Raw genomic sequence first — 18849 nt, 5'->3', positions numbered from 1 at the left:
TTCATCGTAGCCCTTACAGGTGAAATCATGACCATGCCTGGTCTTCCGAAAGTTCCGGCTGCAGAAAAGATCGATGTAGACGAAACAGGAAAGATCACCGGTCTGTTCTAAAGACCAGCTCTGAAGATTTCCCCTGGATATCCTTTTTGGGGGAAGATTTTCAGAATCATATGTGTGGAATCCTGTCCTGGCAATCCAATGACCGGACAGTTCACCAAGATTCATAGACCTTCATAAAAACCCGAAAATCCCACACTCAGGAAGACATAATCTTCCGGAGTGTGGGATTTTAATTTCACAGAACTCATCTTTCTATGGCCTTTACGTTTCATGAATGAATTTTCAAACACGCTCTAATCGACAAATCACTTTTTTCTGCATAGACATCATAATTATAAAAAGCCCCCAACTCTGCCGGAACAGAATGGAGGCCTTTCTCACGATTTCTAAAATATGTTATTAATGAATCTTTGAAAAGAAATTTCTCAGAACAATTCTTTCATGGTCGGATACAGTTTTCTGAACTGCTGGTATTTTTCCTCATATTTCGCCACCAGTTCCGGTTCCGGCTCTACAGTATCTACCACTTTGGCAAGTTTTTTGCCGATGGTTTCCACATCCGGATATGCTCCGCAGCCAACAGCAGCCAGCATAGCGCCGCCCATGGAAGGTCCTTCTTCATTTTCCAGAACATCTACTTTGAGATTCATAACATTGGCAATGATCTTCTTCCACAGCGGGCTCTTTGCGCCGCCGCCACAGATCTTTGTTCTTTCAATTTTGATTCCAAGGCTTCTGGCAACTTCCAGAGAATCTCTCAGACCAAAAGCAACACCTTCCAGAACTGCCTGAGTCATATCTGCTCTTGTCGTATCCATGGACATTCCAAAGAAGACACCTCTTGCATCCGGATTGTTATGCGGAGAACGCTCTCCCATCAGATATGGCAGGAAGAATACATGATTCTCACCAAGTTTTGTGATCGGTGCCTGCTCTGCGGCATAATCCTTTGTCTGCAGAATTTCTTCTGCCCACCATTTGTTGCAGGAAGCTGCGCTCAGCATACATCCCATCAGATGATAGCTGCCATCTGCATGGTCAAAAGAATGCAGTGCATTGTTCTCATCCACGCCGAATTCCTTGCTGGAAATAAAGATTGTTCCGGATGTTCCCAGGGAAATATTGCACTGGCCGTCACCAACGGTTCCGGTTCCAACAGCTGCTGCCGCATTGTCGCCTGCGCCCGCTACGACTTTGACATCTGTGGACATACCAAGTTCTGCTGCCACTTCCGGCTTCAGAGTTCCCACAACCTGCCAGCTCTCATAAAGCTTCGGAAGCTGTTCTTCCGTAATGCCGCAGATTTCCAGCATTTCTTTGGACCAGCAGCGGTTCTTTACATCCAGGAGAAGCATACCGGACGCATCAGAAACATCTGTGCAGAAAGAACCTGTCAGGCAATATGCCAGGTAATCTTTCGGAAGCATAATCTTTTCAACTTTTTTGAAATTCTCTGGTTCATTTTTCTGCATCCAGAGAATCTTCGGTGCAGTAAATCCGGCAAATGCGATATTTGCGGTATACTGGGAAAGTTTGTCTTTGCCGATCACATTGTTGAGATAATCGGTTTCCTCACCGGTACGGCCATCATTCCAGAGAATTGCCGGACGGATCACTTTGTCCTCTTTATCCAGAGTTACCAGACCGTGCATCTGTCCGCCGAAGCCAATGCCTGCCACCTGAGATTTGTCAATGTCTGCTGTCAGCTCTTTGATTCCTTCCATGCTCTGGCGGAACCAGTCTTCCGGATTCTGTTCAGACCAGCCCGGATGCGGAAAAAAAAGCGGATATTCTTTGGATACAATATTACAGATTTTGCCGGACTCTTCCATCAGAAGAAGTTTCACAGCAGAAGTACCAAGGTCAACTCCTATATAATACATGTTCTTATCCTCCGATTATTGCAACATCCCAAGAGAGACTCTCCTGGGATGCTGTAAAAATATTTGATATGTAAAATTATCCCCACGGATTCTCAGTCGGATATCTTACGCCTGCCGGCTGGTTGTAACCGATCTCCTCAACCGGAACACCAATATATTTGAATACTTCAAACAGGGCTTTGCCATGATGTCCGAATGCTACAGCGCCATGATGCGGATATCCTCCTTCGATCAGGACATGACGGTAGAAACGTCCCATTTCCGGAATTGCGAATACACCAATTGCTCCAAAGGAACGTGTTGCAACCGGAAGTACTTCACCATGAGCAATGTATGCACGAAGTTTGTTGTCAGCAGTGCTCTGAAGACGGTAGAATGTGATATCTCCAGGAACAATATCACCTTCCAGAGTTCCGTTTGTAACTTCTACCGGAAGAGATCTTGCCATGATCATCTGATATTTCATCTCACAGAAGGACAGCTTGCTGGAAGCAGTATTTCCGCAATGGAATCCCATGAAAGTATCTTTGTGTGTATAGTTGAATTTGCCCTCGATGGACTCTGCATACATATCCTTCGGTACGGAGTTGTTGATGTCAAGAAGAGTAACGGTATCGTTGCTGACAACGGTTCCGATGAACTCGCTTAAGCATCCGTAAATGTCTACTTCACAGGATACCGGAATGCCCTGTGCTGTCAGACGGCTATTAACATAACATGGAACAAATCCGAACTGAGTCTGGAATGCCGGCCAGCATTTACCTGCGATTGCAACATATTTGCGGTATCCTCTGTGTGCCTCAACCCAGTCTTTCAGAGTCAGTTCATACTGAGCAAGTTTTGCAAGGATTTCCGGTTTCTTATTGCCTGCACCAAGTTCTTCTTCCATTTCTTTTACAATTGCAGGAATTCTTTCGTCTCCGGCATGTTTGTTGAATGCCTCAAACAGGTCAAGCTCAGAGTTCTCTTCGATTTCAACACCAAGGTTGTAGAGCTGTTTGATCGGTGCATTACATGCAAGGAAGTTCAGAGGACGCGGACCAAAGCTGATAATCTTCAGGTTATTCAGACCATAAACTGCTTTTGCGATCGGAATAAATTCGTGGATCATATCTGCGCAGTCTTCTGCGTCACCAACCGGATATTCCGGAATATAAGCTTTCACATTGCGCAGCTGCAGGTTGTAGCTTGCATTCAGCATACCGCAGTAAGCATCTCCACGGCCGCCGCACAGATCGTTCTGTGTTTCTTCTGCTGCTGCAATGAACATTTTCGGTCCGTCAAAGTGTTTTGCAAGAAGTGTTTCGGAAATTTCCGGTCCGAAGTTTCCAAGGTATACGCAAAGTGCGTTGCAGCCTGCTTTTTTGATATCTTCCAGAGCCTGTACCATATGGATTTCGCTCTCTACGATACAAACCGGGCACTCATAAATATCTTCTGCATCATACTTCTTTGTGTATGCTTCTACCAGAGCTTTACGTCTGTTTACAGAAAGGCTTTCCGGGAAGCAGTCACGGCTTACAGCTACAATTCCGATTTTTACTTTTGGCATGTTGTCAATCATGATTTTTTCTCCTTTTTCTTTAAAATTTATGATTTGTTTTTCTTAGTATTTTCCGTAATCCTTAAGCGAGGGTGATGTTTTCCCCTTTCAGTCCGTTAAACGCACCTGCGATGCCGGCTTCCTCATGAGCGATCAGCCATTTGTTCTTTGCAGTCATCAGGCTGTCTTCACCGGTTTTTGCGGTTTCAAAGGTCAGTTCTGTGTTGGTTTCTGCCGGAAGTACAACAACACACTGGAAACCGGATTCATTTACGTTGCATGGTGCATAATGAAGGGTTGTTGCGTATACTTCAATTGCTGTTCCTGCCGGTACGAGAAATGCCTCGATTTTGGATGTATCGTAGGTAAAATCATCCTCGATATCCTGCTGCCAGCCAATCAACAGCACCAGATCTGTCACTGCCACATTAACCTCGGAATTACGATGGTACTCCACAGCATTCAGTTTTTTATTGTGTCCGTTGCAGTAGCCGATCTGAATCGGAAGGCCCCCATATGCCTTGTTTCTGAGATCTTTGGCTACGTCCAGCGCTTCCAGTTCTTCTACAGATGGAACATAAACCACATCTTCCGGAACCGGTGTGTGTTTCATTTCTTTAAGAAGCGCGCTGAGATCATACCCCTCCAGTACTTTTCCGTATTTGCGGAAAGAAGCGTCTGCTACATTCTGAATCTTCACCTTTTTTCCTCCTTTTGTAAATCCTTTGTTTACGTTTGCCGATGATTCTATCTTAACATTTCAGGATGTTCTTTTCGCCGATTTTCTTGTCTATTCTATAGCACTTTTTTGACATTTTTGCTTTTCGGATCATCCTGCATGTTTTCGATTTCTTTTTTGGTTTTCTTTTGTTCCGATTTTATTTCTGCTGTATTTTAATCCGCTTCTTTCGTTTTGCGTTTTACAGCACTTGGAAGCACTCCGTATCTTCTCTGGAATTCCTTGGAAAAGGCACGGCTGTTGGGGAAACCATTGTCCATGGCAATCTGACTGATGGTTTTGTCCGTATTGACCAGTTCCCGATATGCATAAACCATCCGGATATCCTGAAGATATGTCTTAAAATTGATTCTGGCATATTTTTTGAACATGCGGGAAAGGTACTCTGCCGAATATCCGAATGTGGAGGCCACTTCCGAAAGCTTCAGTTCTTCCGTATAATGTTCTCTCATATATGCGGTGATTTTTGACAAAGCATCCAGCCGGCGGCTGTAATGCAGCTCTTTTTCCTGAACTTCTGTCACACGATAATCCGCCACAAGATAATAAAGAATCTCATAATACAAAGCTCTGCTCCTGAATTCATAGCCTGTAGCCCGTCCTGCATATACCTCATACAGCATACGAATCAACTCAGCCATATGCTCATCCATTTCCGGATTTCCTGCCTTTATAGAAAAACGGATATACCTCTGTGCCGTAAAATAATCTTCAAATTGCTTCAGCGGAATCTGGAGTACTACGGTCTCATTTCGTTCCGGCGCATGGATGGAATGAATCTCATTCGAATTAATAATCAGAAATTCTCCTGCTTTCAGCGGATGTTCCTCTTCATTCAGAAAAAAAGACAGTTCCCCCTCCAAAACAGCAAAAATCTCTATCGATGTATGCCAATGTTTCTCCCGAATATAATTTCCATTACTTCCCTCAAACAAAAACAGTTTGAAGGGAAGGTCCTCGTTGGGAATGATCAGTTCATGCTGAAATTCCATAATTCCTCCCTGCTCTTCTGGTTTTATCGTTTATACTCCCGACAAAAAACGCCTTATACTTTTACCTGTTTGATACAGTATACCACAAAACCGTTCTTTAAGTATAGACTACTTCCACCAATATCTTTTTCATAAAAAAACAGCCGCATACCCCGTCTTCTCCTTTTTCATGACCTTACAATAATGTTAAAATCATACAGAGCTGACACCGATATGCGGCATTTCTTACCACGTATAGTTCTTACTTTACTATAAAAGTCCCGGACAGCAGACACATGGATATTGGACGGGCTACCCGTATGAGCAAGTAACGAAGTGAATTGCGAATACGGGGCGATTGCGTGAGCAATCGGCTTTTATTATAGGTGATGTCTGCGTAAGCAGACATGTCCGTTTATTATGGAATTTCCTGTTACGTTCTCTTTACCACCTGTTATTTCTTACACTGATACGATTTTCATTTCATTTTTTCCGACCACATCCTTCTTTCATTTCGTTTTTTCTCTGACCGCATCCTTCATACTCTTCACATATTCTTTAATATAAGGCACACACTCCACCCCATATGTCTCACAAAGCTTCACGATCGCCGATCCAACAATGACTCCGTCTGACTGCGCTGCCATTTTTTTCGCCTGTTCCGGATTGGAGATTCCGAATCCCACCGCACATGGAATATCTTTTTCCTGTTTAACCAGTTTTACCATTGCCCCGATGTCCGTGGTGATTTGCGACCGCATTCCTGTAACGCCAAGGGATGAAACACAATATACAAAACCCTCTGCTTCTCTGGCAATTCGCGCGATTCTCTCATGAGAAGTAGGTGCGATCAGAGAAATCAGATCTAGCCCGTATTTTTTGCAGACCTGGTCAAATTCTTCCTTTTCCTCAAATGGCACATCCGGCAAAATCAGCCCGTCCATTCCGATTTCTGCAGCTTTTTTCAAAAACCGCTCCGTTCCATAGGAAAAAACCACATTGGCATAAGTCATGAATACCATGGGTATCTGTGAATTTCTGCGGATCTTTACAACCATGTCAAACACTTTATCTGTAGTAACTCCTCCGGACAAAGCTCTCACATTGGCTCCCTGGATAACCGGTCCTTCTGCTGTCGGATCCGAAAAAGGAATTCCCAGTTCAATGAGATCTGCACCTGCTTCTTCCATTGCATATACAATCTGTTCTGTAATTTCCAGCGAAGGATCTCCGCAGGTAATAAATGGAATAAATGCCTTTCCGTTGGAAAAAGCTTCCTGAATTCTCTTATTCATGAATATCCTCCCCTCTGTATCGGGCAATTGCCGCACAATCCTTATCTCCGCGTCCGGAAATCGTGATTACCACACACTGATCATTTCTCATCTCCGGAACGATTTTACGCGCATAGGCAACTGCATGAGCGCTTTCGATCGCCGGAATAATCCCTTCTGTTCTCGAAAGATATTCAAATGCTTCTACCGCTTCTTCATCTGTAACCGGCACATATTCCGCTCTTCCGATATCATACAGATGCGCATGCTCCGGTCCGATTCCCGGATAATCCAGCCCTGCAGAAATCGAATAAACCGGAGCAATCTGTCCATACTCATCCTGGCAGAAATAAGATTTCATACCATGGAAAATTCCAAGTTTTCCGGTAGCAATAGTCGCTGCTGTTTCTGCTGTATTTACTCCGCGGCCTGCAGCTTCACAGCCGATCAGCCGTACACCTTCATCCTCAATAAAATGATAAAATGTTCCGATTGCGTTGGAACCGCCTCCTACACAGGCAAGAACAGCATCCGGAAGTTTTCCCTCTTTTTCCAGCATCTGACTCTTGATTTCTCTGGAAATGACTGCCTGAAAATCCCGCACGATCGTCGGGAACGGGTGCGGCCCCATAACAGAACCAAGAACATAATGAGTATCTGCGATACGATTTGTCCATTCACGCATGGTCTCAGATACTGCATCTTTGAGAGTTGCTGTTCCGGATGTAACCGGATGAACCTTTGCTCCCAGAAGACGCATACGGTAAACATTCAGCGCCTGACGCTCTGTGTCCTCTTTGCCCATAAAAACTTCACATTCCATTCCCATAAGAGCGGCTGCTGTAGCAGTTGCCACTCCGTGCTGACCCGCGCCGGTTTCTGCAATAACACGTGTTTTTCCCATCTTCTTTGCCAGCAGCACCTGTCCCAGTACATTATTGATTTTGTGTGCACCGGTATGGTTCAAATCTTCTCTTTTCAGATAAACTCTGGCACCTCCCAGATCTTCTGTCATATGTGCCGCATAATACAGACGCGACGGGCGTCCTGCATATTCGTTCAAAAGCTCTGTCAGTTCCCGGTTAAATTCCGGATCATCTTTATAATGAAGGTATGCCTCTTCCAGCTCCAGAACCGCATTCATCAGCGTTTCCGGGATGTACTGGCCACCGTGGATACCAAATCTTCCATTTGACATTTCTGCATCTCCTCTCCTGAATCGTGTTTCTTTATTCTATACTTCTCAGAGCGTATTTCTCTGCTTTATCTTTCTCTGTCCCTGTTACGGATCTCTTCGCCCGAATGATAATCTTCTCACGATACAGACCGCTTCCCAGATCTTCGCCGGATCTTTCTTCCGCTCCGTCTCCAGACTGCTGCTTAAATCAACCGACCATGGATGCAGGGAATTAACTGCCTTTTCCAGATTCTCCGTATTTAATCCTCCAGCCAGAAAATACGGGCGCCCGATTTCCGGTACCAGAGACCAGTCAAAAGTTTTTCCTGTTCCACCGCCGCCCTGGTCCAGAAGAATGTAGTCCGCACTGCTTTCCAGGGCACATTCTATGTCTTCCTTTGTTTTTATGGAAAACGCCTTAATCAAAGGCTTGTCTGTATAATTCCGGAGTTTTCGGATATAGTTTTCATCCTCCTGTCCATGAAGCTGTGCCAAAGCAATGGTCCCTTCCTCCAGAAGTACAGCAGGAATTTCCACAGGAGCATTCACAAAAACCCCTACCGGAATGATTTTCCCGGACAACTCCGATTTCAGGTCTCTGAGCGTTTCCCTGGAAATACTGCGAAAGCTCTTCGGAAACTCCACAATGAATCCGGCAAAATCCGGCACCGCTGCATTCACTGCCAGAATATCATCCCGGCTTCTCAGCCCGCAGATTTTTATTTTTGCCATATCCTATCCTCCGTTTTCTGCCGCTGAACGATGTATCGTTTTTCTTATTTAAACAGCGACCCGCCATTCAATTCCTCCAGCATGGCTTTTTTATCTGAACTTCGCATCAGCGTCTCGCCGATCAGGACTGCGTCCACCTGATTTTCATAAAGCTTCCGGATATCCTCACAGGTACGGATACCGCTTTCGGATACAAACACCACATCAGCAGGTGCCAGTTCACGAAGACGGATGCTGTTGCGCACATCCACCTGGAAGGTACGCAGATCACGGTTATTCACCCCGATGATTTTTGCACCGGAATTCAGTGCACGGGACACCTCTTCTTCATCATGAGCTTCAACCAGCGCATCCATTCCAAGCTCTTCTGCAAGGATCCGATAATTCTTCAGCTGTTCGTCATCCAGAATGGCACAGATCAGCAGGACTGCCGATGCCCCAAGTGCTTTTGCCTGATAAATCATATATTCATCTACTGTAAAATCCTTTCTCAGCACCGGTATCTGAACATTCTTCGTAATATCTTTCAGATACCGGTCACTTCCCAGGAAATAAAACGGCTCTGTCAGACAGGAAATCGCCGACGCACCTGCATTCAGGCATACTGCCTGACGTTTCGGCCCCTTCTCTGTTCCTGTAAGAATGGCTTTTGTGATTTCTGCATTTTCCTGGGGTGTTCCGCCCACCAGGTCCTCTTTGGAGCATCTTGTATATCCGAACTATTCCGGCGTCAGTTCATATGACTGGAACCATCCGTCACGAATCTCACAAACAGAAGTCGGTGCACTCATGGAAATCTCATCCAGCTTGTCCTGTCCATAGACGACCATTCCACGGACAACACCAAGCTTCGCCATAACCTGCGCCAGAGGTTCTACCAAAGCTTCATCAAACACGCCCATCAGTTCCATATTGGCACCTGCCGGATTGCTCAGAGGTCCGAGAATATTGAATACTGTGCGGATTCCCAGTTCCCGGCGGATCGGTGCCACATATTTCCCGCTGCACCTGACTTGGAGGAAGCCGCCCGGTTTCCATGTTTTGCTACCGGTACACCGCCTGCCGCGATCACCAGAGAGGAAGTTGTGGAAATATTAAAGGAATTGGCACCATCCCCTCCTGTTCCCACAATTTCCAGCACATCCATATCATGTAAAAGCTTAATACAGTGAGCTCTCATACCGTATGTTCCACTGCCATGACTTCTCCGTCTTCCGATTCTGCAGTCACTCTCAGTATTTCCGGAAGTGTATCACGGACAGCCGCCAGAGAATGATAACGTGCGGCAGGAAATTCTTCCTTCAATCCATCGAAAAGCCTGCTTTCTCCTACTTTATAAATCATTTTCTGCTTACCGTGCATCAGCTCTTTCGCGTAGGATACGGTTGCGCCAAAGGCTTCACAGATGGACTGATGTCCCAGGCACACACCAAGGATGGGAAGTTTCCCGGCAAAATATCGAATCGCTTCCACGCAGATTCCTGCATTGTCCGGACGTCCGGGGCCCGGGGAAATCATCAGCGCATCGGGATGCATGTTTTCAATTTCTTCCACGGTATATTCATCGTTGCGGACTACCCGTATATCCGGTTCCACAGAACCAACCAACTGATACACTTCCAGATATTTTTCTACTTCCACAGATCCGATTTTACTGATTTTTCCAATGTCGTTTCTTCCCAGATCCACCAGCATGTTATGCTCGGCAAGCTCCTTTTCATCTTTCAGGAGACCTGCCTCCAGTTCCAGATCCTCACTGCGCGTCTTCCCCCGCGGTCTTGTTCCTGCCAAAGGAAAGGTACTGAGTTTTCCATTTTCCAGTTTTACCAGAGTTTCCGGAGAAGCACCGGCAATTTCAATATCATCACTGGTAAAATAAAACATGTACGGAGAAGGATTGCTTGCCCTCAGAATGCGATACGTATCAAAAAGGCTGCCCTCCGCCTTTGCTCTCATCGGATTGGAAAGAACCACCTGAAATATATCTCCCTCACGGATATAATGTCTGGCAGTTTCCACCATCTGACAGTATTTTTCTTTTGGAAACTGAGGCTGTATTTCCGACTGCAGTTTTATAGGTTTAAATTCTTTTTTCGGTCCGAACTTAATCAGCTCTGCCAGTTCATCCAGCGTCTGTTCTGCTTTTTTGAGAGAATTTTCCAGATCATCCGTCATGACCCCTGTAATCAGGAGAATTTTTTGCCGGTAATGATCAAACGCAATCACCTGATCAAACAGCATCAAATCCATATCACGAAAATCCGGTTCTTCATGTTCTTCCAGTTTCAGCTTCGGTTCACTGTACCGGATATAATCGTAGGAAAAATATCCTACCAGTCCTCCGGTAAATGGAGGCATTCCATCGATCATCGGACTTTTGTACTGATCCAGAATTTCTCTCAGAGTATCACCCGGATGTGTGACCTGACGAATGGTTTCTTCTTCCCCATCCGAAGAGGTACTTCTTATTTTCATCTTTCCGTCTGTACACGTAATTTCCATTGTCGGCCGGAAACCAAGGAACGAATATCTTCCCCAGACTTCTGTCTGTCCGGTGCTTTCCAGCAGATAGCAGTGCCTGCTTACCTTGCGTAGAGTACGCATAACCTCAACAGGTGTATAACGGTCAGAATAAAGTTCACGGCAGACAGGTATACGGCGATATTTGCCGGAGGCTGCCAGTTGACGGATGATTGTTTGTGTTGGATACATGTAAGGGTACCTCCATTTCTGAACTTTTTTGAAAGAATCCCGCCCGGAATCACAATTCTGCAATATAAAAAACACCCATCCCGGACAGATATATTTCTGTCAAGGACGAGTGTCATTATTCTTCACCCGCGGTGCCACCTTGGTTCACAGCCACTGCTGTGCGCTTGCGGAATACCATCATATTCCCGGCAACTGACGTATGCCTTCACGTCGCAGAATACTCGGACATTGCCTTTGACTGCGCCCTCAGCGGCCCATTTGGCAACCTGCTTCCCGATCCGGCTCTCACCTCCCCGGACTCTCTGTGCGTGCACGATTACTTTTATTTCCGCTTCAACGGTTTGTTGCGTTATTATTTTAATTTGTTAAATTCTTTTTTATACAATAGCACAGACATTTTTCATTGTCAACAATTAATTTCAAGCAGAATATTTTTTATTTCCAGTAGAATATTTTTTCAACTCATTATGCTGTTGCTTTCTCAATATCCTTTTCTGTAATTCTCAATGCCTCTGTTCTAGATTGCTGTAATTTTCACAGAACCTGCATGCAAAAGATGGCGCTTCCCCTCCTGCATACAAATGGGAGATGTCCCCGATTCGAAGTCCCCGGAAACTGGCAATTCCCCGTTCTCTTTCTTCGGTGACAATTTCCGTGACAGAAGTCGGTGCAAGCGCAAAGCTGTGCCACAGAATAAACGGAGAAACATTCCACAAATGGGAAAGTATCGCACAGATTACTCCGAAATGGCAGAAGAAGGTCACCGTATCGGTGCTTTCTTTCACCACATGATAATGATTTTCTTCACGCACATATCCGTGCTCTGCAAGAAACTGATCCAGATTTCTGATCAGATTGTCGTACACAGAAACCATATCCCCGCATCTGGCTGCTTCAGAATTCTGCCATCCATTTACTGTCCAATATTCCGGATGGGATGACAGATAAGAAGGAACCATATCCCATACGATTCTCTGCTTAAACAATTCTCCGTTTTTCTTCGTGTCCGGATAAGCACTCTGCAATTCCTTCGAACCATTCAAATCCGTAACTGCCGGAAATTCTCTCAGCCAGTCCAGAACCTGTGCTGTTTTTCCCGTTTTTTTCAGAGAATAGGCAGCGGTATGCTGTGCTCTTCCAAGCGGTGACATGAAACATTCTCCCAGATTCAGATGTTCTGCCATATCTGACAGAAGCTTTGCCTCTCTGTGCCCCTTTTCCGTCAGTGTATCATGCTCATAATCGGGATCTCCATGACGAATCAGCAAAATTCTCATAATCTATACTCTCTCTTCTTTGTTTTCTCGTTTGTAATCATACATTCTGGCATCTGCCTGACGGATAATATCCTCCATGGTCAAATCATCCGAATTCCCATCAATCTGATAAATTCCATAACTGAAGCTCACAGGATAAACATTCCTGTTATTTTCTGCAAACTCGGCTCTGGCTTCTTCCAGTTTCCTGCGCGCAAGGTTTTCGTGCAGACCGGCAAGAACCAGACAGAATTCATCTCCGCCGATTCTGGTAAATACATCATCACTGCGGAAATTCTCCTGTATCAGCGAAACAAATTCTCTGATATAGTGATCGCCCTCCAGATGCCCATAACGGTCGTTCACATATTTCAGGCCATCCACGTCCAGATAACAAATTGTGGCAGGCTTTTTCTCTTTGAGAATCCGTTCCATCTGTTCTTCAAAGAAAAGCCGGTTACGGATTCCAGTTCCTGAATCAAAATACGCTTTATCGGACAGACGTTTTTCCCGGCGCTGCTCATCCGTAATGTCTGCCACTACATGTACATAGGAACTCCGTCCATGCCACACCAGAGGATAGGAATTGATGCGCAGATATCTTCCATTTACTGTCTCCAGTTCCCATACCTCCTGAGAATCTCCTTCCCACTGTATGATTTTGTCACGATTATAGTTCTCGCATTTACATTTCTGGCAAAACTCGGACTCCAGTCCCTCCAGATTTTCTTCCTTGTTGCAGTACACAACTTCCCTGTTATCAGCATCAACCACAAAAACCCATTCGGAACGGTGTCTGGTCATTTTCATTAAAAGCTCATTATATCCTTCAATCACTTCTGCCCGTTTCTGCAGCTTTTCCGCTTCCCGTTTCAACTCAGCTTCCCGTTCCCGAAGCTGTGAAGTCATCATATTAAATGCCCGGGAAAATTCTCCCAGGTAGGATACCTGCTGAGAATAATCCCCCGCTGCAACCTGTTCTGCCTGCCATGTCAAGTGATTCAGGTTGGCATGCATATTCTTCAGATTCACACACAGAAAATTATCTTTTTCCGGAACGGGACCGGACAAGTTTCCCCGGGAGAGATCAGCGGAATAAGCAAGCATTTCTTCCACCGCATGCTGCAGGAACTGCATTCCCCGGCCAAGCTTGCGATACGGTTCATCCAATCTGGAAATATCCAGCGTCTCAATTGTCGAATCATAAAGAATGCTGCGCAAATACTCAAAAAGCATTTCACAGTTTCTGTTTTCCATATGCAAATGTTACTCCTTTATTTCTGCGCAAAAGCGGCATACTCTGTCTCCTGTTGCCCAGCAGTCTACTTCTTCTGCAATGTAATATTTCCCTGTATATATTGACAAAATCTCGGCAATAAAACCCTCATCAAAATTACACACATATTCTCCCAGCAGCGGAAGACCGGAGCAATCCGCATCCTCAGAAACTGTAAGAACCATTTTTCCTGTTTTTTCTTCATATTTTTCAATACGAAGTACACCAATTTTCATTTCTGCCATCTGTGCCTGAAGCTGCGCCATAAATGCATGATAGGAAAGTGTCATATCCAGCATGGTTTCCGCAAAAAAACGGCCTGCTCTTCTGCCGGCACAGCGAAAAATATCGGCCTGGATTTCTCTCCCGAACCGTTCTGTAAGTTCTTCTCTGACAGAATATTCCAGAAGCCTGTATACAGCCAGCGGCACAGTACTGCCCATATGTTCCCTTCCGTTTATATCAAAATTCATATAATCTGCAAGGCCAAATTTTTTCTGGTCTTCCAAAAACACATTATCTTTCATTCTTCCCACCTGTCCCGTTTTTTTATCCTGCTATTGTTTTCTGAACGAAAACTGATTATAATAAAGAAATCAAAAAAGAAAAGAGGAAACCATATGAAATTTATCTATCCCGCTGTATTTCGCAAAACAGAATCCGGTACTTATCACGCGTTTTTCCCGGATCTGGAATGCTGCTGTGCGGAAGGTGATACTCTGGACGAAGCCATTGACAGAGCCAATGAAGCAGCCAATGACTGGATTTCTCTGGAACTTTCCGAAGAAGGAGAACTTCCTCCTGTTTCCGACGAAAGCGACATGAATCTCCAGGAGGGAGATATTGTCCGGAATATCTCCGTTAATATCCGTTTCTACGAAGGATGGGATGAATAAACGTTTTGTTTATTCATCCATTTTTTCGAAGAATGAATCTTCAAACACGCTCTAAATCAATGCCAGCGTTTTCATAAGATACAGCCACATTGTCAGGGTAAATGCACTTCCAAGTGTTGTCATCATAACCGTACTGGATGTCAGCGTACCCTCATGTCCCATATTTCTGGCCATAATATAACTGCTTACGGTCGTAGCTGATCCCAGCATGACCAGTATAGCCACCAGTTTTTCTTCCCGGAATCCCATCTGCACAGCAATGGGAAGAAAGATTGCCGCCAGCACGACCAGCTTGATCAGAGAAGCCGTCACTGCCGGTTTCATCTGCGCAGTTGCCTGTTTCCATTCAAAGGAGGCTCCCATAGCCATCAATCCAAGAGGTGTGGCAAGTACTGCTACGTTTTTTACTGTTTTTCCAAAAATTTCCGGCATCGGCAGTTTCAGAAGTGACCATACCACTCCAGCTGCAATGCCCAGAATGATGGGATTTGTCAGAATACCTCTGCAGGTCTTCCAGATCAGTTCTTTGCTCATGGTCTCCCGTTCCGGCTTCATCACAGAAAGCACGACCACGGCCATCACATTATACAGTGGCACAGTAGCAATAATCATCAGCGGCGCCATTCCCGCATTCCCATAAATATTCTGAATAAAGGCAATTCCCAGAATCGCAGCGCTGCTCCTGTAGGACGCCTGAATAAATTCTCCCTGAATCCGTTTGTCTTTCCACAGATACGAAACTGCAGCCACTCCCAGAATACTCAGAAGTGTCGCACAAAAACAGAATACAACAAACCGCGCATCCCATACCTCCAGGAAATCCACTGTCGCCAGATCCTGAAATACCAGAACCGGCAAAGCGGCATGAAAGACAAACTTATTCATCTTATTTACGAAACTTTCGTCCATCAATCCCGCTTTTCGAAAAATCCATCCCAGTATCATAGTCAGAAAAATCGGTAATGTCGCATTCAGACTGAAAATCAGATTTTCCACAACGCAAAGCCCCTTTCGATCATTCATCAAAAAGGACTTCTTCTGCGATACGTGCTGCATCCATAATGCAGTCCGGACAGGAACGAAGGACTTTTCCTGTGTCGCGGCCTTTCAGTTCTTTACAAATAATCGAACAGTTTTGACTGCGAAAACGTTCCTGAATTTCTTTGGAAAGTTTATAGGTACGTCCCTTGCTGTCCGGTCTGTCCAGATTTCCTGTACTGTTTTTCATCCCTGCAAGCGCGCATGCTCCGGAAACTGCCCCGCAGACACTTTCCATATTCCCCATACCTGCGCCAAATCCTTCTGTCATTTTGAACATGATTTCTTCGTCTACACCGACCAGATCGCAGTAAGTGCATGCCACTGCCTGCGCGCAGTTATATCCTTTTTCATGTCTTTTGATTGTTTCCTGTACTCTCGTTTTCATAATAACGTTCTCCTCTCCACTGTAGTATCATCATTTCGATTTCTTTCATCCGGCAGGAAATCATCTATCCTGCCAGAGCGTGTTTGAAAATTGCTTTCAGACAGTTTTCAAACACGCTCTAAGCCATATATCCAAAAATCAAATTCCAGACTATGGCAAAGGGGGATTTTCATCCCCCATTGATTTTCAGACACTGCTTTTTGTATTGCATATTCTAACTAATTTGTCTCCGGCAGCCTGAATTTATTATCACACGCTCCGGCATCTTTGATTTTTTACAGAAGATAAATCGGCATCTCTTCTGTGATATGTACAGGTCGATTGCCCTGTCCTTCTTTTCCGGATTCTTCCGGAATAAATTTCACCTGTGGTTCTTCCGGCTTTGATTCCGCAGTTTTTTCCGCTTTTGGCTCTGAAGCTTTTTTTGCAGATGTTTTTCTGGTTGTCTTCTTCGGCTTTGCAGATGTTTTGTCTTCTGCTTTTGGGGCAGCTTTCTCTGCATCTTTTGAAACATTTTCCTCTTCTGCCTTTGCAGCTGATGCAGTTTTATTCGCTGCGGAAGTCTTTCTGGCTGAATTTTTTCTGGTTGTTTTTGCAGCTGGTTTCTTCGGCTCCTTCTTCTCTTCTGCCTGAGGAACAGCCTCATTCTCCGCTGCAGCGGCTTTGATTTCTTCTGTCAGATTTACGACAGATGCCTTTACTTCCTTTGTAACATTCTGTTCTGCAGCTTTTTCTTCTGTTTTTGCTGCATTGACTGCACGTCTGATGCTTGCTTTACCTACTGACACGATTCATTACCTCCTCTGCCAACTCTGTGTATTCCTTTGCACTTCGGCTGCTTTTCTTAAATTCCACCACTGGAGCGCTGCTGTCCTGCGCCCACTCGATGCTGCTGTCCACACGGATGCAGGAATCAAACACATAAATTCCTTCCATCTCCCGCAAAGTTTCCATCGTCTGTTTAAAATAATTCTTACGGGTATCCACCTTCGTTACCACAATTCCAAGAACTTCCAGGTTCTCCGCGATCTGCTTCACTTCATTGAGGAAATCAAACATATTGGCAAGGCCAAACATCCCCCACGGGCTTGCTTCCACAGGAATCATCACCCGGTCTGAAGCACACAGGATATTCATGACCCAGCCGCCAAGAGTAGGCGGTGCATCAATCAGAATATAATCATAAACGCCCGAATCCTTCACCTTCTGCAGACACTTCTTCAAAATGAACTCTCTCTGCCATTTCGTAAAAAGTTCATATTCAATAGAACTCATCAGCGTAGAAGACGGAATCAAATCCAGATTCTCATATGGTGTATGTACGATAAAATCTGTAAGATCCTGCTGTTTTCCGATTGCATAATAAAGGTTCTCCTCGCCTGCTGCCATCTCCAGCACCCAATCCTCCGGAAAGAAGGAGAGAGAAAGATTCAGCTGCATGTCTCCGTCGATCATCAGAACCTTTTTGCCTGCGCGGGCCATCGCTGCTCCCAGATTGGAGCAGGTCGTGGACTTCCCGCTCCCGCCCTTATTATTTGTAAAACATATGGTTATGGTCTTGTTCATGGGATACCCCCTCGTACTGTGTCGAATTGACTCTGATATTGTCAATTATACGAGGTTTTCCTGATGTTTTCAAGGTAAAAGCACGCAATCTTTCTACTCTTATTCCTTATTTTCTTCGTTAAAGCTCTTTTTAAATTCCTCCAGACTCTGTCTGCACTCTTCTTTGATTATTCCAAAAAGTATTTCCAGAGATGTATCCTGATCTTCCTGCGTTTCTCCGCACAGAAAAGACGGCATATCCCCAATGGAAATTTCCAGGCCGCTGAGCTGGTATCCCATATTATCATAGGCAAGCCGCACATGCATGTCCTCTCTGACAAAGTGAATGATACGTCCGTCGGATTCGCAGTAATCAAATCCCTGCTCAGACAATACACGAATGGCCTGCCGTCTTGCAGCAGAACAACCAAGCAGCAAAATATGAAGTTCCTCCGGCCACTCAGCTCCGTGAATGAAAAAATATTCTGTTGTATCTTCTCTGCGTGACATCAGAAGCATTCCCTTGAAGCGCTTCTCATACAAAAATTTCTCATGATCCGGATCCTTCCAGACTTCCAGATCTCCCGTACCAATATTTTTCGCCTGTGTGATCTGAATAATTTTTCTCAGAAATTCTGCCGGTCTTTTTTCAAAATCATCAGCCTCTACATTACTGTCATGATATCGCCTTTGCATTTCTTTTGCATCTCCCTGAATACCGCGGTAATACAGGTACATTATCAAAAATGCTGTTATGAGATAAATACCCCAGAAATGATTCATCTGCTGAATATTCTCGCAGTATTCCTTCAAAAATTCCGGTATTCTCCAGGTATCTCGATATCCGTACCTGACCAGCAATGGCAAGACAACCAGAAAGATTCCAACCGCTCTGTACCATAATTTCCCGTAATTCCGTTCATTATTGAACCGGTCATATCCCTCTTTTCTTCCTGAACCCTCCGTTCTGCTACATTCTCTGTTGTTTTCTCTGTTGTTTTCTCTGTTGTTTTCCCTGTTATTTTCTGTCTGATTCAGCATCATTCCCATTCCTTTCTTTTACCTGAACTGGCATATCTCATTCAAATACGCTCCAGAGTGTGTTTGAATTTTCAAATACGCTCTACCAGTACAAAACTGCTTCGTACACTATTCCAGCCAGTCTTCTTTTGTCTTCTTATACTCAGAATATAACAGGAACGAATATTTTTTTTATTTTTACCGGATTCTTATTTCTGAGAAAATATCTTTCTGTTATTGTATTTTTCTGTTACTGTATTTTTCTGTTACTACATTTTCTATTACTGTGTTTTTCTATTATTGCATTTTTCTGTTACTGCATTTTCTATTACCGCATTT

The 18849-nt window shown here is 44.6% G+C and carries 19 protein-coding genes and 1 pseudogene; 2 read left to right on the top strand and 18 right to left on the bottom strand.

Annotated elements, in window-relative coordinates; all coding sequences use genetic code 11:
• The coding region (locus ACTNEW_RS13870) for a formate--tetrahydrofolate ligase (protein WP_441062077.1) at window positions 1–111 on the top strand (111 nt) is incomplete at its 5' end.
• A gap of 374 nt (window positions 112–485) precedes the next feature.
• Here the strand turns inward: ACTNEW_RS13870 and xylB are convergent.
• The 13 genes and pseudogenes from xylB to ACTNEW_RS13805 all read right to left on the bottom strand — a co-directional run bounded on the left by xylB (window position 486) and on the right by ACTNEW_RS13805 (window position 14150).
• Window positions 486–1943, bottom strand: coding sequence for a xylulokinase (xylB, locus tag ACTNEW_RS13865; RefSeq protein WP_441062068.1), 1458 nt, complete (start codon window positions 1941–1943; stop codon window positions 486–488).
• Between the two features lie 76 nt (window positions 1944–2019).
• Entirely contained in the window at window positions 2020–3504 is a 1485-nt protein-coding gene (locus ACTNEW_RS13860; RefSeq protein WP_441062076.1) for an L-fucose/L-arabinose isomerase family protein, read from the bottom strand.
• 64 nt (window positions 3505–3568) lie between these two features.
• Window positions 3569–4186 carry a DUF4867 family protein gene (locus ACTNEW_RS13855; RefSeq protein WP_441062066.1) on the bottom strand — a complete coding sequence of 206 codons (618 nt, stop codon included), beginning with the start codon at window positions 4184–4186 and terminating at the stop codon, window positions 3569–3571.
• A gap of 194 nt (window positions 4187–4380) precedes the next feature.
• Window positions 4381–5217: an AraC family transcriptional regulator gene (locus tag ACTNEW_RS13850; RefSeq protein ID WP_441062065.1), complete on the bottom strand. Its 837-nt coding sequence runs from the start codon at window positions 5215–5217 to the stop codon at window positions 4381–4383.
• Between the two features lie 488 nt (window positions 5218–5705).
• The gene (gene trpA, locus ACTNEW_RS13845) at window positions 5706–6491 is read right to left on the bottom strand and encodes a tryptophan synthase subunit alpha (protein WP_441062064.1); all 786 of its coding nucleotides are present in this window, start codon (window positions 6489–6491) and stop codon (window positions 5706–5708) included.
• The gene (gene trpB, locus ACTNEW_RS13840) at window positions 6484–7668 is read right to left on the bottom strand and encodes a tryptophan synthase subunit beta (protein WP_441062062.1); all 1185 of its coding nucleotides are present in this window, start codon (window positions 7666–7668) and stop codon (window positions 6484–6486) included. Before trpB ends, trpA begins: the two co-directional genes overlap by 8 nt.
• An 84-nt stretch (window positions 7669–7752) precedes the next feature.
• On the bottom strand, window positions 7753–8379 hold the full coding sequence (locus tag ACTNEW_RS13835; protein ID WP_441062061.1) for a phosphoribosylanthranilate isomerase: 627 nt from the start codon (window positions 8377–8379) through the stop codon (window positions 7753–7755).
• Window positions 8380–8423: 44 nt separating this feature from the next.
• Window positions 8424–9023 carry an indole-3-glycerol phosphate synthase TrpC gene (locus ACTNEW_RS13830; protein WP_441062074.1) on the bottom strand — a complete coding sequence of 200 codons (600 nt, stop codon included), beginning with the start codon at window positions 9021–9023 and terminating at the stop codon, window positions 8424–8426.
• A gap of 75 nt (window positions 9024–9098) precedes the next feature.
• Window positions 9099–9526 (bottom strand): annotated as a pseudogene (locus tag ACTNEW_RS13825) (hypothetical protein).
• 29 nt (window positions 9527–9555) lie between these two features.
• Entirely contained in the window at window positions 9556–11091 is a 1536-nt protein-coding gene (locus ACTNEW_RS13820) for a chorismate-binding protein (RefSeq protein WP_441062060.1), read from the bottom strand.
• Window positions 11092–11594: 503 nt separating this feature from the next.
• Window positions 11595–12368 carry a histidine phosphatase family protein gene (locus tag ACTNEW_RS13815; protein WP_441062058.1) on the bottom strand — a complete coding sequence of 258 codons (774 nt, stop codon included), beginning with the start codon at window positions 12366–12368 and terminating at the stop codon, window positions 11595–11597.
• A 3-nt stretch (window positions 12369–12371) separates the two neighbouring features.
• Window positions 12372–13604, bottom strand: a complete 1233-nt coding sequence (locus ACTNEW_RS13810) for a diguanylate cyclase domain-containing protein (RefSeq protein WP_441062056.1) — start codon at window positions 13602–13604, stop codon at window positions 12372–12374.
• Window positions 13605–13613: 9 nt separating this feature from the next.
• Window positions 13614–14150 carry a V4R domain-containing protein gene (locus ACTNEW_RS13805; protein WP_441062054.1) on the bottom strand — a complete coding sequence of 179 codons (537 nt, stop codon included), beginning with the start codon at window positions 14148–14150 and terminating at the stop codon, window positions 13614–13616.
• A gap of 93 nt (window positions 14151–14243) precedes the next feature.
• Between ACTNEW_RS13805 and ACTNEW_RS13800 the strand changes: the two genes are divergently transcribed.
• Complete coding sequence (locus tag ACTNEW_RS13800; protein ID WP_441062052.1) at window positions 14244–14519, top strand: type II toxin-antitoxin system HicB family antitoxin; 276 nt, start codon at window positions 14244–14246, stop codon at window positions 14517–14519.
• 51 nt (window positions 14520–14570) lie between these two features.
• On the opposite strand, the gene ACTNEW_RS13795 is transcribed toward ACTNEW_RS13800, so the two are convergent.
• The 5 genes from ACTNEW_RS13795 to ACTNEW_RS13775 all read right to left on the bottom strand — a co-directional run bounded on the left by ACTNEW_RS13795 (window position 14571) and on the right by ACTNEW_RS13775 (window position 18531).
• Window positions 14571–15515 (bottom strand): AEC family transporter, encoded by a 945-nt coding sequence (locus ACTNEW_RS13795; RefSeq protein ID WP_441062072.1) that lies wholly within the window; start codon window positions 15513–15515, stop codon window positions 14571–14573.
• Window positions 15516–15534: 19 nt separating this feature from the next.
• Window positions 15535–15945 (bottom strand): C-GCAxxG-C-C family protein, encoded by a 411-nt coding sequence (locus ACTNEW_RS13790; protein ID WP_441062050.1) that lies wholly within the window; start codon window positions 15943–15945, stop codon window positions 15535–15537.
• Window positions 15946–16220: 275 nt separating this feature from the next.
• Window positions 16221–16733 carry a hypothetical protein gene (locus ACTNEW_RS13785; RefSeq protein ID WP_441062048.1) on the bottom strand — a complete coding sequence of 171 codons (513 nt, stop codon included), beginning with the start codon at window positions 16731–16733 and terminating at the stop codon, window positions 16221–16223.
• Window positions 16720–17511: a ParA family protein gene (locus ACTNEW_RS13780; protein ID WP_441062046.1), complete on the bottom strand. Its 792-nt coding sequence runs from the start codon at window positions 17509–17511 to the stop codon at window positions 16720–16722. The genes ACTNEW_RS13785 and ACTNEW_RS13780 overlap by 14 nt, the downstream gene beginning before the upstream one ends.
• 99 nt (window positions 17512–17610) lie before the next feature.
• Window positions 17611–18531, bottom strand: coding sequence for a hypothetical protein (locus tag ACTNEW_RS13775; RefSeq protein ID WP_441062044.1), 921 nt, complete (start codon window positions 18529–18531; stop codon window positions 17611–17613).
• Window positions 18532–18849 lie beyond the last annotated feature (318 nt).

The organism is Blautia sp. HCP3S3_G3 (assembly GCF_052063365.1).
In the GTDB taxonomy this organism is placed as follows: domain Bacteria; phylum Bacillota; class Clostridia; order Lachnospirales; family Lachnospiraceae; genus Blautia_A.
Note: the sequence above shows the minus strand (reverse complement) of the source record. Positions and strands in the feature narration are given on the sequence as shown.